Genomic DNA, 22,344 nt, shown 5'->3' with positions numbered 1-22,344 from the left:
GAAGCACGCCAGACATCTTGCAGTCTGGCGGTATCAGAAAAGTTTATCCGGCACTGTCAGCTTTAGTTTGCGCAGCAGTGCTAAAACGTTGTAATAACGCACGGCCAAGCGATTTAATACTGACTTTGGCAGCAGCCGTTACCGGTAGTGGCCGCAACTGTTGCTGCGCCAGATTACCAAGGCGGGCTACCAATAAGCCGGCAATCACGCCCTGCCCGGCCCGGGCCGATAACTTAGCCGTTAACTCGCTGCCAATAACGTCGGATGCCATATCCAGCGCTAACTCTGAGCCACCAGCCCACAGCAGCGCTGCAAACAGCCGTTTTAACAGCACCATACTGCGCAACTGGCCGATAGCACCACCGTACAGCTGCGCCAGTTCACGCACCAAACGGCTGCTGCGCCACAACACCAATATCATATCGGCCAATGCAAAGGGGCTGATTGCCACCGCCATGCTGGTATCTGTGGCAGCACGATAAATGATTTGCTGCGCCTGTTTATCCAGCACGGTCAAAACAAAATGCTCAAACAACGCCAGTTGTTCTTCATCGCTATGCTCATCTTTTACTGCCGCGCGCCACTGGTTTATTGCTGCGCTAATATCAGGGTTTGCCGGCAAACTGGCCGCCACCGCCTGGCACAGCTTTTGTGCTTCGCCAAATTGTACGCTGTGGCGAATACGCTGTGCGCTTTGCTGCCACTGCCGGTTGCGGGCCAAACGACGCCATAGCTTTACTTCACGCCAGATCAGGCTGGTTAGCAGCACCAGTACAGCCACAGTAACCAGGCTGAGCAGGCCTCCCTGCAGCACACTTTGTTGCCAGCTGTGTTGCAACATTAGCCCCCATTGCCAAACCGACAGCACGACAATAGTCAGCAAAGTTGCCGCAGACAAGCGCCACCACCAGCGGTTAGTTTTTACCGGCTTGGCAGGCGCTGCTGGTGCACTAATTAAGTTGTCGTCGTGGTAATAACTGGCGCTTTTTAACTCAACGGCTGCTGGCGTTAGCTTTGGCTGGCTAAAATGACGGGCTTGCTTTAATTCGCTCATCGTAATTTGTCTCCAAGGATAAACTGCAGCACATGGTCCATCCGCACATGAGGCAGAGCCTGAGTGTCGTTCCACGGCAGTGGCCGTAGCGGTAAAAAAGCAAACTTATGTTGTTCAAACACCGCTTGAGGTGGCACGGTTGGCGGTATGTCGCCGGGGAAATAGGTCAGTGCTTGCTGATCCAGCCCGGTACCGCTGATGCAAGGTTGCGCCAAACCGTCAGCCTGCACAAAACCACTGCTGCTGGCCCGTATTGCGGCTATCGCCATAGCCTCAGTGGTAGCAGCCTGATACTGGCTGTTTTTCAGCGGCTGCTGTAATAACTGTTGCAACAGCAAAGTAAGGGCTTTGTGCTGCTCAGGCGTAGCATGATCAGACTTGCTGGCCGCAAATAACACTTTACTGATTTTTGGCTTAAACAACCGGCTTAACAGGCTGGACGGGCCATAATTGAAGCTTTGTAAAATAAGCCGCAGCGCCTGCTGCAGCTCGGTAATAGCCGCATAACCGGCATTGAGTGCCGACAGGCAATCGACCAGAATAACCTGCCGATCCAGACCAGAAAAATGTTGCTGGTAAAACGGCTTGATCACATGTTTACGATAGCTGTCGTAGTGCTGCTCTAACTGGGTTGCCAGTGCAGAGGGTTGCTCTGCCTGTTGCGGTAACAATGGAAATAACTGCAGCATAGGTGCACCAGACAGCACACCCGGCACCAGCAAACGCCCAGGCTGATTTAAGTAAGCACCGGGCGTTTGATGAAATTGTGTCAGTAACTGCTTGTAGCTGTCAGTAAGCTGCTGCAGATGTAATTCGCTGGCATCTTGCAAATTGGTATTTTGCAGTAATTGTGCAAACGGTTGTGCCGCCGCACTGCGATGGGTTTTGGCAAACAACTGCCAGCTAAACTCACACCACTGGGCATAACTCATATCCAGCATCGGTAAATCCAGTAACCACTCACCGGGATAATCGATAATATCCAGCGCCAGTTCGCTGTGGCTCTGCAGGTGAGAGCGCAAACCTGACGCGGCTTTGTAGCGCAGTTGCAGGCTTAACTGACTCCAGCCCGTGGTTGATGGCGGCCAGGCTGGTGGGGTTTGCTGCAGATATTGCAGGTTTTGTTCCAGTGGAAAGCGCGGCACCGCCAGTACCTGGCTTGCCAAACGTCCGCCCAGATAACGTTGCTCACGTACTACATCAAAAAATGGCAGATTAGACGGCTGGTCGCCCTGCGTCAGCTGATGTACCAATGAGGTAATAAATGCTGTTTTACCTGAGCCACTAAGCCCGGTAACCCCCAGGCGTAAATGACGATCAAAAGCGCGGCCTGTTAGCTCGCGCCTTTGATGTTGAAGATGCTTAAATACATTCATAAGCTAAGGCTTACCACCCTAGAGGCTGTTAAATTCGCGATTTAACTGAAATTTAGCTGATGTAACGTGGCGCTCAAGATCACGCAAACGTAGCTCCAGTCCGTTAAACTGATTGGTTAAATGCTGCAGCGCGTCTTTTGGTGCCTCGCCGCGCTGCCATAACCGGGTTTTCACCTCTACCACCTTCTCTGTTGCCGGGCTTAAATCAGCCGTAGTTGTTGCTCTGAAGGCGGCTTTGGACTTTTTTTCCAGCACCACCCAGGCTGCTATGTACAACACTAATACCAAACCGCCGGCGCCAAGAAAAAATGCTGATACGGTAATGATACGCACCAACCAAAGTTCCCAGCCAAAGTAGTCGGCAATACCGGCGCATACGCCGGCTATCTTGCCATTGGCATCATCACGTAACAGTTCACGCTTAATCTTAGTCATGTGAAGACCTCCATTTCGGACTTTCTGCATCTAAAATAGCTTCCAGCGTTTTAATGCGATCGGCCATTTTCTCTGCCCGGTGCGCCAGATCATTTAACTGTAACAGTTCCTGATCTGACAACCCCTGCCCCATTTTGTTCTTGCTACGGTAATGCATGATTACCCAGATCGGTGCAACAAAAATCATAAACAGGATAATTGGTACACCAATGACTTCTGACAAATCCATGAGTTACTCCTAAACGCCTGCTGCTCAGGCGTCTTGATCTTTCTGATTAACTTTAGCCTTTAATGCCGCCAGTTCATTGTCAATTTTGTCCTGTGCAGCCAGTTCAGCAAACTCATCCTTTAGGGTTTTCTTACCTAAGTCATAGGCTTCAACCTGGGCTTCCAGCGTATCAATTTTCTGCTCGTAACGCTCAAACTTGTACATCGCATCGTTAATACGGTTGCTGTCCAGCGTCTTTTTCACTTCCAGGCGTGATGCCACTGTTTTCTGGCGCATCAACATAGACTTCTGCCGAGCTTTGGCATCCGCCAGCTTTTCCTGCAGCTGTGCTACTTCGTCCTGCAGCTTGCTGATATGCTCGTCCAAATTAGTAATATCTGCTGCCACTGCATTGGCCTGATCAGACGCTTTTTGCCGTTCAATCAGCGCAGAGCGCGCTAAATCTTCGCGTTCTTTGCTAAGCGCCAGCTCAGCCTTAGCCTGCCAGTCGGCTACTTCTTCCTGCAAACGGTTTACCACCCGCTGCAACTCTTTTTTCTCGGCGATGGTTTTAGCAGAAGAAGAACGTACTTCTACTAAGGTGTCTTCCATTTCCTGAATAATCAAGCGGACCATTTTTTCCGGATCTTCGGCTTTATCCAACAGCGCGTTGATATTTGAGTTCACTATGTCTGAGAAGCGTGAAAAAATACCCATAATATTTACCTCTTAAATGACTGGTTTAGTACAACCTAATCTATTCAGTTTCCTTGCCAACTTTGCAGATTATTTTAAACCAATGATTAGTATCAATTTTTATTTATTTTGCGTTAAAGCTTCTGCTGACGGATATTATGAAATACACTACTAATTAGCCAATTTAACTAACAAATAGCACGCCATGAGCATAAAATTCAAACAAGATAATCTGGTGGGCCAGTCTAACAGTTTTCTGAATGTGCTGGATCAGGTCTCACAAATAGCCCCGTTAGACAAACCGGTATTAATTATCGGTGAACGTGGCACCGGTAAAGAACTGATTGCAGCCCGTCTGCACTTTTTGTCACAACGCTGGGATCAGCAATACCTTACGCTTAACTGCGCCTCACTGAATGAAAACCTGCTGGAAAGTGAATTATTCGGCCACGAAGCCGGTGCCTTTACCGGAGCCAGTAAACGCCATGAAGGGCGTTTTGAGCGGGCTCATGGCGGCACTCTGTTTCTTGACGAGCTGGCTAACACGCCGGGCTTAGTGCAGGAAAAGCTGTTACGGGTAATTGAATATGGCGAATTTGAACGCGTAGGTGGCAGCCGTTCGATAAAAACGGACGTCAGGCTGATTTGTGCGACTAACGAAGATTTACCGGTATTAGCTGAGCTGGGCGAATTCCGTGCCGACTTACTGGACAGGCTGGCGTTTGATGTTATTACTTTACCGCCGATGCGTGAGCGCCAGGAAGACATTATGGTATTGGCCGAACATTTTGCCATTAATATGGCGCGCGAGTTGGGCTTTGAGTTGTTCAGTGGTTTTAGTGAAAAAGCCAAGCGCACCCTGCTTGACTACCATTGGCCCGGTAATGTGCGCGAACTGAAAAATGTGGTAGAGCGTAGCGTATACCGCACTAATAATGCTTATGTTCCGGTGCACGACATTCAGCTAGACCCGTTTGAATCGCCTTACCGGCCAAGACAGCGCATTAAAGCTCTGCGCCCGCAGGCACAAGCCTTGCCGGTACAGGAAAGCACGAACGCGTTGCCTGTTGCTACCACTGCCGTAGTTGCAGCAAAGAGTAACCAGTTCGATTTTAACCAGGTGCAGGATTTTAAAACTCTGTCGCAGGATTTTGAGGTAAGCCTGATTAAACAGGCGCTGGCTGCCAGCCAGTATAACCAGAAAAAAACGGCTGAACTGTTGAATCTGACCTATCATCAGCTACGTGGCTATATGAAAAAATATCAGTTACTGGAAAGCCAGCAACCATGAACGTTAGCTTTAGCCAGATAATACAGTCGGCACCCAGGCGCCGTTTTTTGCCTCTGCTGATGGCAACCGTTGTAAGTGCCTGTCAGCCGCAGTTGCCTGAAACCGTGCGCAGCGGTTTAGTATATTGCTCTGAAGGCTCGCCAGAGTCGTTTAACCCGCAACTGGTCACTTCCGGCACGACTATTGATGCTATCAGCCAGCAATTATATGATCGCCTGCTGGATATTGACCCGCAAAGTGGCGAGCTTAAACCCTTACTGGCCACCCAATGGCAAGTAAATGACAGCGGCACCGTGTATGAGTTTACGCTGCGTCCGGATGTGCAGTTTCATCAAACCGAGTACTTTAGCCCCAGCCGGGCATTTAACAGCGACGATGTAGTATTTACCTTTAACCGTATTATGGATAAAAGCCATCCTTTTCATTATCAGGGCGGCGGTAACTACCCGTTTTTTCAAAGTGTTGACTGGGCCAATTTGGTTGAACGTGTAATTGCTGTTAACAGCACTACCGTACGGTTTGAGTTAAGCCGGCCGGACAGCTCGTTTTTATCCAATCTGGCTACTGATTTTGCCGCCATTTTATCTGCAGAATACGGCGCTGCCGTGCTTGCTCAAGGCCAACCCGGCCGCATTGACAGCCATCCGGTTGGTACAGGGCCGTTTCGCTTTAAAGAGTACCAAAAAGACGTACTGATACGATATTACCGCCACAAGACCTACTGGCGCGAGCTGGCAAAACCGGAGCAGTTAGTGTTTGACATAGTGCCAAACAACGCCCGGCGGATGGCTAAACTGTTCACCCACGAATGTGATGTGGTGGCCTTTCCTCGGGTGGCAGAGCTTGGCCTTATCAGCCAGCGACCAGATGTCGACGTGCAGGAAAGTACCAGTATGAACGTTGGTTTCTGGGCATTTAATACCGCCAAACCACCTTTTGACAATGCCAAAGTACGGCTGGCACTGGCGATGGCAATTAATCGCGAAGCCATTTTACAGGCGGTGTATTTTGGTTATGCCACAGCGGCAAACTCTGTATTACCGCCAACTTCCTGGGCCTATAATGCTGAGTTGCCACAATTACCTTTTGATCAAACCCAGGCTAAAGCATTACTGGCCGAAGCAGGCTATGCCAATGGCTTTAGTATGGATATCTGGGCAATGCCGGTGCAACGTCTGTATAACCCCAATGCACTTAAAATGGCCGAAATGATGCAGGCAGATCTTGCACAAATTGGTGTCAGGGCCACGATAGTCTCTTATGAGTGGAACAGTTTTCGCCGTAAATTGAGTAATAACGAGCATGACTCGGTGTTGATCGGCTGGTCGGCCGATAATGCCGATCCGGATAACTTTTTCCGGCCGCTGTTAAGCTGCAGTGCCGCACAAACCGGCACTAACAGAGCCAACTGGTGCGATGCTAACTTTGACCGCTTAATCAGCCAGGCACTGCTGACATCGGATCAAAAGCAACGCCGCAGCTACTATATGGCGGCTCAACAATATCTGGCCGAGCAAATGCCGCTGCTGAGTATCGCTCATTCGCAGCGCTTTCAGGCGCTTAACAGTGACATCAGCGGCATTGACATTAACCCTTACGGCGGTATATCGCTGGCCACAGCCGTTAAGGATGTTAAATGATCCTGTATCTGCTACGTCGCCTGTTTTTACTGGTTTTTGTCTTTATTGCTCTGAGTATACTGGCATTTAGCCTGGGGTATCTGTTCCCGGGAAATACGCTGCAAAACTTTACCGGCATGACAGATATTTCTGCTGAACTGGCCACACAATTAACGGCAGAGTACCGCTTAGATAGCGGCTATATACAGCAGTATATTGCCTACCTGCAACGTATTTTCAGTGGCGATTGGGGCCTGTCTTTTGCCAGCAAACAACCGCTGCTACAAGAGATTAAAATACTGCTGCCAGCCACATTGGAACTGGCCGCTTATGCTCTGCTGGTATCATTTTTTGTCGGCATTCCACTGGGTATTATTGCCGCGATAAAACCAGAGGGTATTGTCAGCCGCATTATTTCAGCATTGGCGATAGCAGGTTATTCAATACCGATATTCTGGTGGGCACTGCTACTGATTATGCTGTTCTCAATCGGGCTTGGCTGGTTGCCGACAGCTGGTCGCATTGGCGTTTTATATGAAATCCCGCATGTTACCGGGTTTATGCTGGCGGATATTCTGCTGGCTAACAGCCAGCACCAGGCCGAAGCCTTGCTTAATGCCTTGCGCCATACATTGCTGCCGACATTAGTGCTGGCAACCTTCCCCACTACCGTGATGGTCCGTTTTACCCGTGATTCTATGCTGGATGTCTGGGAACAAAGTTATATAAAAACGGCGCGTGCCAAAGGGCTTAACCGGGCGCAAGTATTGTACCGGCATGCTCTGCGTAACGCCCTGTTGCCGGTTATCCGCCAGATAGGTCTGCAATTTAGTACCCTTATAACGCTGGCCATGATTACTGAAGTTATTTTTTCCTGGCCCGGCATTGGCCGCTGGCTGATAGACAGCATTTATCAGCGCAATTACCCGGCTATACAAGCGGGTTTGCTGGTTATCTCAACCCTGGTTATCAGTGTAAATATGTTGACGGAAATTCTGCATACGCTGTTTAACCCTTTAGCAAGGAAGCGTTGAGATGGCCCGCTTTCGTTTATTACCAGATGAGCAACAAGCCCGCTCACCACTATTACTGCTATGGCGCGAATTTGCCCGGCAGCACAGTGCCATGTCCGGGCTGGTTTTGTTTATTCTGTTTTTTCTGCTGGCGCTGCTCTCGCCATTGCTGACACCACATGATCCCTACCTGCAAAACGATGCACTATTGCTCATTGCGCCGTCCTGGTCCGAGCAGGGATTGGTGCAATATCCGTTTGGTACCGATGATCTTGGCCGCGATATGTTCTCACGTATGCTGGTGGGAGCCCGTTATACCTTTGGTATTGCCCTTATCACAGTAGTAGGTGCTTTATTGATAGGCTTGTTGCTCGGTGTACTGGCAGGTATGAGCAAGGGCGTAAAATCCAGTGCATTAAACCATGTGCTCGATTTGGCGCTGACTATCCCCTCCCTGCTGTTGGCGATCATTATCGTTGCCATACTGGGCCCTGGCCTGATAAACACACTGTGGGCCATTATGCTGGCTTTATTGCCACAATTTGTCCATAGCATCCGTAATGCTATAGCCGAACAGCTGAATCAGGATTATGTCACCGCATACCGTTTAGACGGCGCCAGCAACTGGCAGGTACTTACCCGGCTTATTTTGCCCAATATCTGGGAGCGGCTTACCGTAACCGCAACGATGGCACTATCAACTGCTATTCTGGACATCGCTGCGCTGGGCTTTCTTGGGCTTGGTGCTCAGGCTCCCACTGCAGAATGGGGCGCTATTATTGCCGACTCGCTGGATCTTATCTATGTTGCGCCTGCCGGCGTAGCACTGCCGGGGCTACTGATCTTTACTGCAGTACTGTCGGTCAATCTGGTGGGCGATGGCCTTCGTAACGCCATGAAAAAGCGGCGGGAAAACTAATGCTGTTACTTGATATAAAAAACCTGACCATAGAGCTGAAAACCCCGGACGGGTTAATTCGTGCGGTCGACAGAGTTAATCTTAGTTTACGCGAGGGCGAAACCCGTGGTCTGGTGGGTGAATCTGGTTCAGGCAAAAGCTTAATCGCCAAAGCTATTGTTGGCGTGCTGAACAAGCGCTGGCTGGTCAATGCCGACCGCTTTAACTGGTGTGGCCAGGATTTACTACGTTTACCCTACGATCAGCAGCGTAAAGTGATCGGCCGTGATATTGCCATGATATACCAGGAACCCAGCCGTAGCCTTGACCCTACCGCCGCGATACTGGAGCAACTCGAAGAGGCTATTCCCGATCATCTGCTGGAAGGCCCCTGGTGGAAACGCGCATATATGCGCCGGCGCAAGGTTATTGGTTTACTGCACAAAGTAGGCGTACGTGACCACCAAGCAGTATTGCAAAGCTATCCTTATCAGCTGTCTGAAGGCGTTTGCCAGAAAATCATGATCGCTATGGCGATTGCCAAAGCCCCGAAACTACTGATTGCTGACGAGCCCACCACTGCACTGGAAAGTACCACCCAGGCGCAATTATTTCGTCTGCTGGCCAGTTTTAACCAGCTAAAGGGCACCTCAGTATTGCTGATAAGCCATGAGCTAGAAAGTATAGCCCGTTACACCCAAAGCCTGAGTGTACTGTACTGTGGCCAGCTGGTTGAAGCCGGCGAAACCGCCAGTATTATCAAACATCCGTATCATCCCTATACCCATGCCCTGATTAAAAGCGTGCCGGAATTTCAGCCTAATCTGCAGCCCAAAACCCCCTTGTATGCGCTGCCGGGCAGTATTCCGGTGCTGCAACATTTACCCATAGGCTGCCGTCTTGGCCCGCGCTGCCCCAATGCCCGCAAAGAATGTGTAAAAACGCCAACACTGGAGCGTTTGCAAAATCATTACTACAGTTGTCATTTTCCTTTAACCGGTAAAAAAGACGTATGAACACGCTGCTAGAAGTCAAAGATCTGTGTAAAACCTATCGCAAACAAAGTGGCTGGTTCAGTCAGCGCAGCGTTATCGCTCTGGAAAATATCAGCTTTACGCTGGCAGAAGGTAAAACCCTGGCCATTGTCGGTGAAACCGGCTCAGGCAAAAGCACATTGGCAAAGCTGCTGGTAGGAATTGAAAAACCAGACAGCGGCGATATCCTGCTGGCGGGCCAGCCCGTTAAAATAAGCCACTACCGGCAGTACAATCATGTTATCCGGTTTATTTTTCAGGATGCGGCTAAATCATTAAACCCGCACCAGAAAATAGGCCAGATGCTGGACGACGTCTTGCGTTTCAGCACAGTGCTGGACCCGCAACAGCGCAAGTTAAAAATACGCCAGACATTAAAACAGCTCGGTTTGCTGGATGAACACAGCGAATACTACCCTCACATGTTTTCCGGCGGCCAGTTGCAACGGGTAGCATTGGCCAGAGCCCTGATCCTTGACCCTAAACTGCTTATTTTAGATGAAGCCCTTACCGCACTGGACCCATCACTGCGGGCGCAAATTGTTAACCTGCTGCTGGAGCTACAGCAAAAATCCGGTCTGGCTTACTTACTGATCACCAACCATTTGCGGCTGGTACGCCATATTGCTGACGATTTACTGGTATTGCATCAGGGTAAAGCGCTGGATTACGGTAACACGGCGCATGTATTTGCTCACGCCGAGCATGACTACAGCCGCAAACTGATTAATAGCGCTATTACATAAAAAAACCGTGGCAAGCCACGGTTTTTTTATCATTATATCTTTGTTATTCCGTATCCGTTACCGCTTCGCGCAGGTTACGGCTTATTTCCGCTTTGGCTTTTAATGCTGCAATTACCGCACGGTAATACTGTTCGGCCTGCTGCTCTGCCAGACGATCCAGCTGGGCAGGTTCAGGCACCATGGTCACTTCGGCATCTTTCACTGCCAGCACCGACACCAGTGCAGTATCACCATTTGCCAGTGTGGCCAGCTCAATAGCCGGTTTATCCGCCGGGCGAGGCATAGCAAAAGCTTTAGCACGAATTTGCGCATCCAGAGTTCCACCAAAACGTGGTGTATCTGTAGCCTGTTCCAGCGTCAGCGACGCTTGCTCAGCCTGGGCCTTTAAACTGCTCTGTGCTGCCGCTGCCAGTATTTCTTCGCCTTTTGCTTTGGCTAACAACGAGCTTTGCTCTGCGCGAACAGCCGCTTCAACTTCAGCTTTAACTTCTTCCAGCGACAGTGTGCGTTTTGGCTGGTAATCAGTAACACGCACAACAATGGCACGTTGGTTATCCAGCTCAATAATCTCACTGTTTAAGCGTTCTTCAATAAAGCCGTTATCGAAAATTTTACTCATTACCGCAGGAGCGGACAAAGGCTCTGTCGCTTCATTGCGGCTAAATAAAGGCGTTGATATAACCTTCATGTCCACTGCCGAAGCTGCATCTTCCAGCGTATCCGGCACTTCAAAACTCACTTCGGCTAAGCGTTGCTGCAATTCATAAAATTTTGCAGTAGCTGCATCTTGCTTGATACGTTCAGCAATATCTGCCGATACTTCTGCCAATTCCTGAACCTGCGCCGGTTCCAAAGCAACTAACTTAATAATGTGATAACCATAAGCACTTCTAACCACAGGGCTAAGTTCGCCTGTTTCTTTCATGGCAAAAGCAACACGTTCAAATTCAGGGTCAACATCACCGGCAGCCAGCCAGTCCAGCACACCACCGTTTTCTGCAGAAAAGGTGTCAGCAGACTCTGTTTTAGCCAGCTCGGCAAAATCAGCACCGGCTTTTAACTGCTGTAAAATAGTTTCAGCTTTTGCGGCGACTTCAGCGTCGTCTTCTTCGGCTTCAAGCATGATATGCGCAACCTGCCGACGTTCATCGCGGGTGTAACGGGCTTTGTTAGCTTCGTAGTATTCAGCCAGTTGCTGCTCAGTAACTTCGGTATCTGACGCCAGCGCGGCGGCTGACAATTCAACATACTCAATGGCAACTTTTTGTTCAGTCTCAAATTGCTGCATATTAGTTGTGTAATAGTCTTGCAGCATTTGCTCAGTCAGCTCAACTTTATCGGCAAAGTCAGCCGCAGTGATACGTACAAACTCAATATCACGGCTTTGTTGCTGTAACTTAGCCAACAACTGCATATCTTTGACTGTAGCAAACTCACTGCTTAATAAGCCTACTAGTAGTTGGTTACGCGACATTTGCTCGCGCATCAGCTCGCGGAACTGATCAGGCTGATAACCGGCCTGGCGCAGGAGCGCCTGGTAACGGTCATTATTAAACTGACCGTCCACCTGAAATTCTGTCATGCCGCGGATAGCTTCACGCACCTGATCATCACTGACACGCAGGCCAAGCTCTGCAGCAAATTGCTTTTGCAGGGTTTCGTCGATAAGACGTTCCAGCACTTCACTGCGAAAATTATTCATATAAGCGCTATCGGCTGCAAGGGTGGCGTACATTTCGCCAAACTGCTGTTGCAGTCGTGACCGCTCATTCTGAAATGCCTGGTCAAAGTCTTCACGGCTGATTTTTTCACCGTTAACCTCTGCCACATTAACTTCGGCAGGCGTACTTAAATAACTACCAACACCTGCTAATGCGAACGTCAGGATCACTAAGCCTAAAATAGACTTGGCAATGATTCCCTGCGAGCCTTCTCTGATTCTCTCTAACATCTTAGCACGATCTCTTTATTCATCTTTAACGGCTGGGAGGCAACAAAAACGCATCTTGGTTGCCGTAAAAAAAAACGCATCTTAACAGATGCGCTTTTTTTAGAGAAGCCTTTGGGAGACTGTGGTTACCGTATTAAGCAGCCTTTTGTAGTTAATCAGAACCTGACCGGCCAAGCTTAACTACAATGTACTCCCAAAACTGGCACTGTGTTTGTACCAAACTAAAGCTTAGTTACAGGCGTCTTTTAACGCTTTACCAGGCTTGAAAGAAGGAATTTTCGCAGACGCGATTTGAATAGTTGCACCAGTTTGTGGGTTACGGCCAGTACGGGCTGCACGCTCGCGTACGCTGTAAGTACCAAAACCAACTAATGCTACAGAGTCGCCTTCTTTAAGAGCTTCGGTAACAGCATCAATGAACGAATCTAAAGCACGACCTGCTGCTGCTTTAGAAATGTCTGCACCAGCAGCAATTTTGTCGATAAGTTGAGACTTGTTCACAATATCATCCCCTTCAATTGTTATTATTTTCAACAACTACACTTCATTAGTTCTGTAAGTGAGCTTCATCGTTATAACAAGCATTTTTGACGCTTGCAAGCAAAAAAGCAGCAAAACTAATAGTTCTGGCTTTGACTGCAGCCCTTGTATAACAAGGGCTTGGTCGAAACTTTCCATAACTTAGCACAGCCAACAGGAATGAAAAGCCCCTACGCAGGATTTTTTTCCGTTTTTTTGCTTTTTGCTGGATTTTTTACCGTTTCAACCACTGAAACACGCTCCAACGGCTCTTGTAAAGCAAGTTCAAGCACTTCGTCTATCCATTTTACCGCGCAAATTTCGATATCCCCTTTCACATTATCTGGGATATCTTTTAAGTCGCGCACGTTGTCATGTGGAATAAGTACCCGCTTAATGCCACCACGGTGCGCTGCCAGCAGCTTCTCTTTTAAGCCACCAATGGGTAAGACTTCACCACGCAGCGTAATTTCACCGGTCATGGCAACATCAGCCCGCACCGGGTTACCGGTTAAGCTTGATACCAGCGCTGTTACCATAGCAATACCGGCACTGGGGCCATCTTTTGGCGTGGCGCCTTCCGGTACATGCACGTGAATATCGCGTTTTTCATAAAAGTCTTCATTGATACGCAAACCTGCGGCGCGGCTACGCACTACTGTCATCGCCGCCTGGATAGACTCTTTCATCACATCACCCAGTGAGCCGGTAAAGGTCAATTTGCCTTTACCCATCACCGATGCCGCTTCAATGGTCAGTAAATCACCGCCTACTTCAGTCCAGGCTAAACCTGTTACCTGGCCGATACGGTTGCTGTCTTCGGCTTTACCGTAGTCATAACGCTGCACACCAAGGTAATCTTCCAGATTCTGCTGGTTTATCACCACCTGCTTTAAATCTTTGGTCAGCAGTATTTGCTTTACCGCTTTGCGGCATAGTTTGGAGATTTCACGCTCTAAACTACGCACCCCTGCTTCGCGGGTGTAATAACGGATAATGCCGATAATAGCGCTATCTTCAATCACTATCTCGCTGGCTTTTAACCCATTGCGGCCAATTTGCTTGGTGATCAGATGCTGCCTGGCGATATTCAGCTTTTCATCTTCGGTATAACCGGCCAGACGAATCACTTCCATCCGGTCCAGTAATGCCGCCGGAATATTCAGGCTGTTGGACGTTGCGAAGAACATCACATCAGATAAGTCGTAGTCCACTTCCAGATAGTGATCACTGAATGCCGTGTTTTGCTCAGGATCTAATACCTCCAGCAAGGCTGCTGCCGGATCACCGCGAAAATCTGATGCCATCTTATCGATTTCATCAAGTAAAAACAGCGGGTTACGCACGCCAACCTTAGCCATTTTCTGGATGATTTTGCCAGGCATAGAACCGATATAGGTACGACGGTGGCCACGAATTTCAGCTTCATCACGCACACCGCCCAGCGCCATCCGCACGTACTTACGTCCGGTAGCTTTGGCAACAGATTGCCCCAGTGACGTTTTACCCACACCCGGAGGGCCAACCAGACAAAGGATTGGGCCTTTTAACTTATTGACCCGTTGCTGCACGGCTAAATACTCAACAATGCGCTCTTTCACTTTTTCCAGGCCGTAATGGTCTGCGTTAAGAATTTGCTCGGCCACCGCCAGGTTTTTCTTCACCTTGCTGCGTTTTTTCCACGGCACATTAGCCAGCCAGTCGATGTAGCTGCGCACCACTGTAGCTTCTGCCGACATTGGCGACATCATTTTCAGCTTTTGTAGCTCGCTACGGGCTTTATCTGCCACTTCTTGTGGCATTTGTGCCTGTTCAATTTTTTTATTCAGCGTTTCAAATTCGTCCGGCGCATCTTCCAGCTCACCCAGTTCGCGCTGAATAGCTTTCATTTGCTCGTTCAGGTAATACTCGCGCTGGCTTTTCTCCATCTGCTTTTTCACCCGGCTGCGAATACGGCGCTCTACCTGAAGAATATCAATTTCACTCTCCATCATCGCCATCAGATATTCAAGCCGCTCGGTCACGTCGAAGATTTCCAGCACTTTTTGCTTATCTTCCACTTTTAACGGCATATGCGCGGCCATAGTATCGGCCAGCCGTGCCGGTTCATCTATACCGGTCAGCGCGGTTAATACCTCTGGCGGGATCTTTTTATTCAGTTTGATATAACCTTCAAACTGATTAATAGCAGAGCGCAGAAACACTTCCTGCTCACGGCTATCTACTTCCGCAGTTTCGATAATATCAACATAGGCCGCAAAGGCTTTGTCTGTCTCTGTAAATTCAGCCAGACGGGCACGACGGCTGCCCTCTACCAATACCTTCACGGTACCGTCCGGCAGTTTTAGTAATTGCAAAATCGTCGCAACCGTACCTACTTCATATAGATCAGTCGCTGCCGGATCATCCAGCGTGGCGTCTTTTTGCGCAACCAGAAAAATTTGTTTGTCGTTTTCCATGGCCGCATCAAGGCATTTAATCGATTTTGCCCGACCAACAAACAGCGGGATAACCATATGGGGATAAACGACCACGTCGCGCAGTGCCAGCACCGGCATATGCAAACGTTCAGCGTGTTCTGATGTCATTGATACTCTCTCGAATTTAGTTACTGCAGGCGCGAATATGTTTCAGTATATGGGGTTCGTTTTAAAAACTTCAATTACATATACGAAAAAGGAGCTGATTCAGCTCCTTTTTTTTCCTGTGACAGGATTAATGTGACTCAGCCGCAACGGGCTCACTGCTCTGATAAATCAAAATAGGGTCGCTTTCACCGCGGATCACGGTTTCATCAATCACTACCTTTGACACATCCTGCATTGATGGCAGTTCATACATGGTATCCAGCAGCACACCTTCAACAATAGAACGCAGGCCACGGGCGCCGGTTTTCCGCTCCATTGCTTTTTGTGCAATGGCTTTTAGTGCGTCTTCACGGAACTCCAGCTCAACATCTTCCATCGCGAACAGGGCGGCAAATTGTTTTACCAGAGCATTTTTCGGCTCACTGAGAATTTGCACTAAGGCCGCTAAATCCAGCTCAGTTAAGGTGGCAACAACCGGCAACCGACCGATAAATTCCGGAATTAAGCCGTACTTCACCAAATCTTCCGGCTCTACATCACGGAAGGATTCACTTAAGCTGCGCGTACTTTCTTTGCTGCGTACCTCAGCACCAAAACCAATACCAGAACCTTTGGCACAGCGCTGCTCAATCACTTTATCCAAGCCGGCAAAAGCGCCGCCGCAAATAAACAGAATTTTTGAGGTATCAACCTGCAGGAATTCCTGCTGCGGATGCTTACGGCCACCTTGCGGTGGTACCGAGGCAACAGTACCTTCAATCAGCTTTAACAGCGCTTGCTGCACGCCCTCACCCGATACATCACGGGTAATAGACGGATTATCAGATTTACGCGAAATTTTATCGATTTCATCGATGTAAACAATGCCACGCTGGGCTTTTTCTACATCGTAGTCGCATTTTTGCAGTAGCTTCTGAATAATATTTTCGACATCTTCACCAACATAACCGGCTTCGGTCAGGGTGGTCGCATCAGCCATGGTAAAAGGCACATCGAGTAAACGGGCCAGCGTTTCTGCCAGCAAGGTTTTACCGCTACCGGTAGGGCCTATCAGCAGAATATTACTTTTACCCAGCTCAACGTCTTGTTTATGCTGAGCACTGCGCAGGCGTTTGTAATGGTTATACACCGCCACTGCCAGCACTTTTTTCGCATGATCCTGACCAATGACATAATCGTCAAGATGATTACGGATCTCGCGCGGCACCGGCAATTTGTCGGCATCACGTTTCGGGGAAATGTCTTTAATTTCCTCGCGGATGATGTCATTGCATAAATCAACGCATTCATCACAAATATAAACCTGTGGGCCTGCAATCAACTTACGCACTTCATGCTGTGATTTGCCACAAAAAGAACAGTACAACAGTTTACCGTTCTTATCGCCGTCAGTGCGGTGATCAGACATGTAACTACCTCTTTCACTACGGTGCAGCCCTGTAACGCAGAGCTGCCTAAAATGATTACTTCGTTTCTCTATTGGTTAATATGGCATCTACCAGGCCATAATCCAAGGCTTGCTGCGCACTTAAGAAGTTATCACGCTCAGTATCTTTGCAAACCTGCTCATAACTTTTATCACAGTGCTCAGCCATTAAACGGTTTAATTTCTCTTTAATGCTTAAAATTTCCCGGGCATGAATTTCAAAATCCGTTGCCTGGCCCTGGAAACCACCTAACGGCTGGTGGATCATCACCCGCGCGTTGGGTAAACAGTAACGTTTGCCTTTAGTACCACCAGATAATAAAAATGCGCCCATACTGGCCGCCTGGCCAACACATACCGTGGCAATATCCGGCTTGATATAACGCATAGTGTCGTAAATTGACAAACCAGCGGTAACAGAGCCACCTGGCGAGTTAATATAAATATAGATGTCTTTTTCCGGATTTTCTGATTCTAAGAACAATAATTGCGCCACAATCAGGTTGGCCATGTGATCTTCAACCTGACCGGTTAAGAAAATAACCCGCTCTTTTAACAGGCGTGAGTAGATATCGAATGACCGTTCGCCTTTGGCTGTTTGCTCAATAACGATTGGTACCAGAGCGTTTACTATGTCATTTAAATGTTGCGGCATAGACATATTTCAGAGTTCCCTTTAAATGGCTGGGTTTTGCTGTTGCAGAAAATAAAATGGCCCGAACTGTTGTCCGAGCCATTAAAGCCGTCAAGCCAAAATAAGTCAACGTTAGTTGGCAGCTTGCGGGTTCATTATCTCGTCAAAAGCCGCTTTTTGTTCAGTCACTTTAGCGCCGGCCAGAATAACTTCAATGGCTTGCTCTTCAAGTGCTACATTGCGCATGCTTTGTAACAGCTCTTTATTGCTGTTGTAATACTGTACCACTTCTTGCGGATCTTCATAAGCAGAAGCAACAGTTTCAATTAACGCCTGAACCTTTTTATCATCTACTTTCAGTTCATTCGTTTTGATCACTTCACCCAGCAACAAACCTACTTTTACGCGATCTTTGGCTTGTTCTTCAAACAGTGACGCTGGCAATTCTGGTAATTGCTTAGGATCCACGTTATTACCAAAACGCTGCAGAGCTTGTTTACGCAGTACATCTACTTCGCCGGCAATCAGTGCTTGTGGCACGTCTACGTCGTTGTTAGCCAGTAAACCTTTGATAACCTGGTCTTTTACTTTAGCCTTAATATTCTGGTTCAGTTCACGCTCCATGTTTTTACGCACTTCTACTTTCAGTGCATCCACAGTAGCGGTTTCTAAACCAAACAAGGTGGCAAACTCGTCAGTCAGTTCAGGCAGTACCTGCTGCTCTACTTTGTTTACCGTAACAGCAAAACTTGCCGCTTTACCTTTTAAATTCTCGGCGTGGTATTCTTCAGGGAAAGTAACATCAACAGTAACTTGCTCACCGGCTTTTTTACCTACGATACCGTCTTCAAAACCTGGGATCATCCGGCCCTGGCCCAGCTCTAAAGTGAAGTTAGTGGCTTTACCGCCTTCAAACTCTTCACCGTCAATAGAACCTACGAAATCAATAATTACCCGATCGCCGGTTGCCGCTTTGCCTGTGGCCTCTTCCCATTTAGCGTGTTGTTTACGCAGGGTATCCAGCATCTTGTCTAAATCGGCATCAGCAATCTCAACAACGGGCTTATTTACTTCAATTTTATCCAGGTTTTTAACTTCAACTTCAGGATACACTTCAAAAGTGGCTTTAAATTCTAAATCTTTACCTTGCTCCAGTTGGCCTGGGGCAAAAGTCGGTGCGCCTGCCGGAGTCAGTTTGTTGGCAATAATGGCATCATAAAAATGACGCTGCATTTGCTCACCGGCAACTTCCTGCAATACTGCCAGACCATAACGCTTTTGGATCAGTGTTACCGGCGCTTTGCCCGGACGGAAACCGTCGATACGCTGACGCTTGGCCAGATCACGTAAACGGCTTTTTACTTCTGAGTCAATTTTGTCGGCCGGAACAGTGATAGTTACTTGGCGCTCTAAACCCTGAGTGGTTTCCACAGAAACTTGCATCTTGTTACCTCAAATTCAAAAACGGGCGTGTAATTAACGCCTTACTAGTGTGATCTGGTATCAAAACGCAGCACTGAACCAGACCTGTTATAAAATAGGACGCGGCATTATAGCGGGGTAAATGTCTGACGTCGAGCCCTTAACAAGGCCGTACTAAGCCAGTATGCCGACAAAATAAAAAACGCAGCATAGTCAATAAATTACTATTGCTGCGTTGATTTTTTCGGTCGTGACGGCAGTTAACTGCGGGTTTGGCCGCTGCCGGTTACCACATATTTTTCCGTGGTCAGCGCTTCAAGGCCCATCGGCCCGTAAGCATGCAGCTTACTGGTAGAGATACCTATCTCAGCACCTAAGCCTAACTCACCACCATCAGAGAAGCGTGACGAGGCGTTATGCATGACCACCGCAGAATCTACCTGGCGGATAAAGCGCTCTGCATTGGCCTGATCGCTGGTGCAGATAACCTCAGTATGCTGGCTGCCAAACTGGTCAATGTGCGCCATGGCGGCATCCAGATCGTCTACCACCCGGATAGCAATTTCCGGCGCCAGATATTCCTGACCAAACTCATTATCAGCAATGGGCTGCGCCTGATTAAAGTAACCGATACTGTTTTTGCAGGCATGTACGATTACATCGTGCTGTGCCAGCGCATTGGCTACTAACGGCAGAAAATCAGTGGCAATGTGCTTGTTTACCAATAAGCCTTCGAGCGCATTACACACGCCGGGGCGCTGTACTTTGCCGTTAAGCAACAACCCCAGTGCCATAGTTAAATCGGCGCTTTGGTCAACATACAGATGACAGACACCTTTGTAGTGCTGAATAACCGGAATACGGCTGTGCTCGGTAACAAAGCGGATTAAGCCTTCACCACCACGTGGTATTACCAAATCGATATACTGATCCTGTTTTAACAGTGCCAGCATTAAGTCACGATCAGGATCCGGCACTATGCTCACGACTTCGTCGGGCAAATCATGTTCGCGCAGCGCTTGTTGCATCGCCGCCGCTATGGCCAGACTGGTTTGAATAGCCTCACGGCCGCAGCGCAGAATAACCGCATTACCGGATTTAAAGCATAAAGCCCCTGCGTCCGCCGTTACATTAGGCCGTGCTTCGTAAATCATACAAATAACGCCCAGTGCAATGCGGCGTTTTTCGATATTAATACCGTTTGGCCGCTGTTCAATATGCCGCGTTGCGCCAACCGGGTCCGGCAAGGCTATAATTTGCTCTATGGCTTTGGCCATGGCATCAATGCGGTCATGATTGAGTGTTAAACGGTCGAGCATAGCTGCACTGGTGCCATTGGCACTGGCCGTGGCCACTTCATCTTTATTCGCTTCAAGTATTGCAGCGCTGGCATTATGGATGTGGTTTGCCATACTCTGCAGAACAAAGTTTTTCTGCTCTGTCGTCAAATTTGCGACAGCTTTAGCTGCCTGTGACGCTTTAGCGGCTATCGTTGCCGCGACATCGGTACTCATATTCTCTCCAGTAACATCATTTCACTGCGATGGATCACCGCATCACTACCCGTTGGACAATAGCCAAGGCAAGAAGCAATATCGCGGCTTTGTTGACCTTTAATCGAAAACAATTCGCTGGCACTAAAACGGCTGACACCTTTGGCAATTTTACGCTTACCAGCAGCACAGCGCACCAAAACGGCATCACCTGAATCAAATTCACCGCTAATGTTTACTATACCGCTACACAACAATGAAGCGCCCTGGCGGCATAAAGCTTCAACACAGCCATCGTCGACCCAAATTTCGCCTTTGGCTCTGAGTGTATGCCGTACCCAATGTTTTTTAGCCGATAGGGGCTTAGCGTGACCATAAAAAATGGTGCCCGGATTTTTACCCGCTAAAATACACTGAAAACCGTCTGGTTTGTGGCCATCAATAATAACGGTATCTATACCGTGCGCAGCAGCTTTTTCCGCTGCTTCAATTTTGGTGTACATACCGCCGGTACCCACTTTAGATGAAGCACCACCGGCCAGAGTGTAAATACGCTGGTCAATAATACGCACCTCAGGGATCAGGCTGGCTGTTGGGTCTTTGTTTGGATCTGCGGTATACAGGCCATCAACGTCAGAACAAATAATTAAAGCATCTGCGTTCGCAACCGTAGCTACCATAGCAGCGAGATTGTCGTTGTCGCCTACTTTTAGCTCATCAGTGGCTATCGTATCGTTTTCATTGACGATAGGCAGTATCTGATGGTCAAGTAAACGTTTTAACGTGTTTTGAATATTAACGTGACGCACCCGGTCGCTCAGATCACCGTGGGTCAGTAATACCTGTGCACAAGGAAAGTCAAAACAGCGGCTCCAGAAATTCATTAGCTGATTCTGGCCAACAGCTGCCATCGCCCGTTTTAGTGCGATAGGAACCCGTTGATGCTGAAAATTAAAATGATGGCGGCCAGCAGCCACACTACCTGATGACACCAGGATCACTTCAAGACCCTGTAACCGGCACTGCCGGATAAATTCAGCGATGGGACGCAGGAACTGTTCACTACACCCCTGGTTTTCCGGCGCTATCAGGGCACTGCCAACTTTAAGCACGACCCGCCGCCAGGATGGGTTAATCATAACTCCTCCAATGGTTGTTCCGGCGGCTATAGTAGCAAAAACTGTAACCTGATTCCACCGAGGTTACAGTTTAGAAAAACAAAGATAGGAACATATAAATCATAACTTATTGATATAATTTAACTATAGCTATTATGAATACCTACCATTCACAAAGTACAGCCTACAAAAAACGACTAAAACTGTAATTAAATTACATTCCTGTCAGCGTTTAGGAATACAGCTGAACATCTTTTAATGACGGCTGAACCTGCACTACTTTCTCAAAACTCAGACCTAAGCGGGTTAATACTTTAATTGACGGGAGATTACCGGCACTGACCAGGCCAACAATACGTTTGAGCTTAGCCTTCTGGTAGCCAAAATGCAGCACAGCAGAAGCCGCCTCAAGCGCATAGCCCTTGCCCCAGAACTGAGGTGCAAACGCAAAACCAATATCGGTTTCCTGCAGATAGTCGCGAAACAGCAGTCCGCAAAACCCAATCGGTATTTGATTATCGCTGGTTTCAACCAGAAATAAGCCGTAGCCATGTTGCTGATAACTTTTAATTGGCCCCTCGGCTAAATAATGCAGAGCGTCCAACTTGGAGCGCACACCACGATCAGCAATATTTTCAATAAAAGAGGGTTCATTTAATAGCTGGCAAGTAAAGGCAGCATCTGCAGCCGTAAGATGCCGGATACGCAAGCGTGGGGTTTCAGCAATTATCAAGATAATCATCCTTAATCTGATATTAAATAGCAGCATACAATAAGATTTAAGGATTTGGGAACTGGATTTTATTGTTTAATAACTGACAGT

At 48.3% G+C, this 22,344-nt stretch carries 20 protein-coding genes; 6 read left to right on the top strand and 14 right to left on the bottom strand.

Features of this window, described 5'->3' with window-relative positions:
- Positions 1–43 precede the first annotated feature (43 nt).
- From AR688_RS05150 to pspA, 5 genes are read right to left on the bottom strand one after another with little or no spacing between them, the layout of a single operon-like run.
- A complete protein-coding gene (locus tag AR688_RS05150; protein WP_068230004.1) occupies positions 44–1,054 on the bottom strand; it encodes a TIGR01620 family protein in 1,011 nt (336 codons plus the stop codon).
- A complete protein-coding gene (locus AR688_RS05145; protein WP_068230001.1) occupies positions 1,051–2,430 on the bottom strand; it encodes a YcjX family protein in 1,380 nt (459 codons plus the stop codon). The genes AR688_RS05150 and AR688_RS05145 overlap by 4 nt, the downstream gene beginning before the upstream one ends.
- A gap of 18 nt (positions 2,431–2,448) precedes the next feature.
- Positions 2,449–2,865: an envelope stress response membrane protein PspC gene (gene pspC / locus AR688_RS05140; protein ID WP_068229997.1), complete on the bottom strand. Its 417-nt coding sequence runs from the start codon at positions 2,863–2,865 to the stop codon at positions 2,449–2,451.
- Positions 2,858–3,094, bottom strand: a complete 237-nt coding sequence (gene pspB / locus AR688_RS05135; RefSeq protein WP_068229994.1) for an envelope stress response membrane protein PspB — start codon at positions 3,092–3,094, stop codon at positions 2,858–2,860. Before pspB ends, pspC begins: the two co-directional genes overlap by 8 nt.
- A 24-nt stretch (positions 3,095–3,118) precedes the next feature.
- Entirely contained in the window at positions 3,119–3,790 is a 672-nt protein-coding gene (gene pspA, locus AR688_RS05130; RefSeq protein ID WP_068229991.1) for a phage shock protein PspA, read from the bottom strand.
- A 184-nt stretch (positions 3,791–3,974) separates the two neighbouring features.
- On the opposite strand from pspA, the gene pspF reads away from it, so the two are divergent.
- Genes pspF through AR688_RS05100 form a run of 6 tightly spaced genes read left to right on the top strand, consistent with a single transcriptional unit; the run spans position 3,975 to position 10,370 of the window.
- Positions 3,975–5,060: a phage shock protein operon transcriptional activator gene (gene pspF, locus AR688_RS05125; RefSeq protein WP_068229989.1), complete on the top strand. Its 1,086-nt coding sequence runs from the start codon at positions 3,975–3,977 to the stop codon at positions 5,058–5,060.
- A gap of 59 nt (positions 5,061–5,119) precedes the next feature.
- Complete coding sequence (locus AR688_RS05120; protein WP_068231234.1) at positions 5,120–6,700, top strand: ABC transporter substrate-binding protein; 1,581 nt, start codon at positions 5,120–5,122, stop codon at positions 6,698–6,700.
- Positions 6,697–7,713, top strand: coding sequence for an ABC transporter permease (locus AR688_RS05115; protein WP_068229987.1), 1,017 nt, complete (start codon positions 6,697–6,699; stop codon positions 7,711–7,713). The genes AR688_RS05120 and AR688_RS05115 overlap by 4 nt, the downstream gene beginning before the upstream one ends.
- Before the next feature lies 1 nt (position 7,714).
- Complete coding sequence (locus AR688_RS05110; protein WP_068229983.1) at positions 7,715–8,611, top strand: ABC transporter permease subunit; 897 nt, start codon at positions 7,715–7,717, stop codon at positions 8,609–8,611.
- Positions 8,611–9,606, top strand: coding sequence for a peptide ABC transporter ATP-binding protein (locus tag AR688_RS05105; protein ID WP_068229974.1), 996 nt, complete (start codon positions 8,611–8,613; stop codon positions 9,604–9,606). The genes AR688_RS05110 and AR688_RS05105 overlap by 1 nt, the downstream gene beginning before the upstream one ends.
- Complete coding sequence (locus AR688_RS05100) at positions 9,603–10,370, top strand: ATP-binding cassette domain-containing protein (protein WP_068229970.1); 768 nt, start codon at positions 9,603–9,605, stop codon at positions 10,368–10,370. The genes AR688_RS05105 and AR688_RS05100 overlap by 4 nt, the downstream gene beginning before the upstream one ends.
- A gap of 43 nt (positions 10,371–10,413) precedes the next feature.
- Here the strand turns inward: AR688_RS05100 and AR688_RS05095 are convergent, their stop codons facing one another.
- From AR688_RS05095 to AR688_RS05055, 9 genes are all read right to left on the bottom strand, one after another.
- The gene (locus AR688_RS05095) at positions 10,414–12,321 is read right to left on the bottom strand and encodes a SurA N-terminal domain-containing protein (protein ID WP_082694678.1); all 1,908 of its coding nucleotides are present in this window, start codon (positions 12,319–12,321) and stop codon (positions 10,414–10,416) included.
- Positions 12,322–12,549: 228 nt separating this feature from the next.
- Complete coding sequence (gene hupB / locus AR688_RS05090; protein ID WP_008220336.1) at positions 12,550–12,822, bottom strand: nucleoid-associated protein HU-beta; 273 nt, start codon at positions 12,820–12,822, stop codon at positions 12,550–12,552.
- A gap of 209 nt (positions 12,823–13,031) precedes the next feature.
- Positions 13,032–15,428: an endopeptidase La gene (lon, locus tag AR688_RS05085; protein WP_068229965.1), complete on the bottom strand. Its 2,397-nt coding sequence runs from the start codon at positions 15,426–15,428 to the stop codon at positions 13,032–13,034.
- A 127-nt stretch (positions 15,429–15,555) separates the two neighbouring features.
- Complete coding sequence (clpX, locus tag AR688_RS05080; protein ID WP_068229962.1) at positions 15,556–16,836, bottom strand: ATP-dependent protease ATP-binding subunit ClpX; 1,281 nt, start codon at positions 16,834–16,836, stop codon at positions 15,556–15,558.
- A gap of 55 nt (positions 16,837–16,891) precedes the next feature.
- Complete coding sequence (gene clpP, locus AR688_RS05075; protein ID WP_197412113.1) at positions 16,892–17,515, bottom strand: ATP-dependent Clp endopeptidase proteolytic subunit ClpP; 624 nt, start codon at positions 17,513–17,515, stop codon at positions 16,892–16,894.
- 105 nt (positions 17,516–17,620) lie between these two features.
- Positions 17,621–18,931, bottom strand: coding sequence for a trigger factor (gene tig / locus AR688_RS05070; RefSeq protein WP_068229960.1), 1,311 nt, complete (start codon positions 18,929–18,931; stop codon positions 17,621–17,623).
- Positions 18,932–19,170: 239 nt separating this feature from the next.
- A complete protein-coding gene (locus tag AR688_RS05065; RefSeq protein WP_068229959.1) occupies positions 19,171–20,424 on the bottom strand; it encodes a glutamate-5-semialdehyde dehydrogenase in 1,254 nt (417 codons plus the stop codon).
- A complete protein-coding gene (gene proB, locus AR688_RS05060) occupies positions 20,421–21,542 on the bottom strand; it encodes a glutamate 5-kinase (protein ID WP_068229957.1) in 1,122 nt (373 codons plus the stop codon). The genes AR688_RS05065 and proB overlap by 4 nt, the downstream gene beginning before the upstream one ends.
- A gap of 211 nt (positions 21,543–21,753) precedes the next feature.
- Complete coding sequence (locus tag AR688_RS05055) at positions 21,754–22,254, bottom strand: GNAT family N-acetyltransferase (protein WP_068231226.1); 501 nt, start codon at positions 22,252–22,254, stop codon at positions 21,754–21,756.
- Positions 22,255–22,344: the final 90 nt, after the last annotated feature.

It is taken from the genome of Rheinheimera sp. EpRS3 (genome assembly GCF_001513785.1).
GTDB lineage: Bacteria > Pseudomonadota > Gammaproteobacteria > Enterobacterales > Alteromonadaceae > Alishewanella.
This window is presented reverse-complemented; position numbering and strand designations above follow the sequence as displayed.

What these genes read in the sequence shown, in the direction of transcription:
- tig (WP_068229960.1), bottom strand. Translation starts at nt 18,931, where the DNA reads ATGCAAGTTTCTGTGGAAACCACTCAGGGTTTAGAGCGCCAAGTAACT.
- clpX (WP_068229962.1), bottom strand. Translation starts at nt 16,836, where the DNA reads ATGTCTGATCACCGCACTGACGGCGATAAGAACGGTAAACTGTTGTAC.
- AR688_RS05110 (WP_068229983.1), top strand. Translation starts at nt 7,715, where the DNA reads ATGGCCCGCTTTCGTTTATTACCAGATGAGCAACAAGCCCGCTCACCA.
- pspC (WP_068229997.1), bottom strand. Translation starts at nt 2,865, where the DNA reads ATGACTAAGATTAAGCGTGAACTGTTACGTGATGATGCCAATGGCAAG.
- AR688_RS05105 (WP_068229974.1), top strand. Translation starts at nt 8,611, where the DNA reads ATGCTGTTACTTGATATAAAAAACCTGACCATAGAGCTGAAAACCCCG.
- pspF (WP_068229989.1), top strand. Translation starts at nt 3,975, where the DNA reads ATGAGCATAAAATTCAAACAAGATAATCTGGTGGGCCAGTCTAACAGT.
- AR688_RS05150 (WP_068230004.1), bottom strand. Translation starts at nt 1,054, where the DNA reads ATGAGCGAATTAAAGCAAGCCCGTCATTTTAGCCAGCCAAAGCTAACG.
- AR688_RS05145 (WP_068230001.1), bottom strand. Translation starts at nt 2,430, where the DNA reads ATGAATGTATTTAAGCATCTTCAACATCAAAGGCGCGAGCTAACAGGC.
- AR688_RS05115 (WP_068229987.1), top strand. Translation starts at nt 6,697, where the DNA reads ATGATCCTGTATCTGCTACGTCGCCTGTTTTTACTGGTTTTTGTCTTT.
- AR688_RS05120 (WP_068231234.1), top strand. Translation starts at nt 5,120, where the DNA reads ATGGCAACCGTTGTAAGTGCCTGTCAGCCGCAGTTGCCTGAAACCGTG.
- lon (WP_068229965.1), bottom strand. Translation starts at nt 15,428, where the DNA reads ATGACATCAGAACACGCTGAACGTTTGCATATGCCGGTGCTGGCACTG.
- AR688_RS05100 (WP_068229970.1), top strand. Translation starts at nt 9,603, where the DNA reads ATGAACACGCTGCTAGAAGTCAAAGATCTGTGTAAAACCTATCGCAAA.
- pspA (WP_068229991.1), bottom strand. Translation starts at nt 3,790, where the DNA reads ATGGGTATTTTTTCACGCTTCTCAGACATAGTGAACTCAAATATCAAC.
- proB (WP_068229957.1), bottom strand. Translation starts at nt 21,542, where the DNA reads ATGATTAACCCATCCTGGCGGCGGGTCGTGCTTAAAGTTGGCAGTGCC.
- clpP (WP_197412113.1), bottom strand. Translation starts at nt 17,515, where the DNA reads ATGTCTATGCCGCAACATTTAAATGACATAGTAAACGCTCTGGTACCA.
- pspB (WP_068229994.1), bottom strand. Translation starts at nt 3,094, where the DNA reads ATGGATTTGTCAGAAGTCATTGGTGTACCAATTATCCTGTTTATGATT.
- AR688_RS05065 (WP_068229959.1), bottom strand. Translation starts at nt 20,424, where the DNA reads ATGAGTACCGATGTCGCGGCAACGATAGCCGCTAAAGCGTCACAGGCA.
- AR688_RS05095 (WP_082694678.1), bottom strand. Translation starts at nt 12,321, where the DNA reads ATGTTAGAGAGAATCAGAGAAGGCTCGCAGGGAATCATTGCCAAGTCT.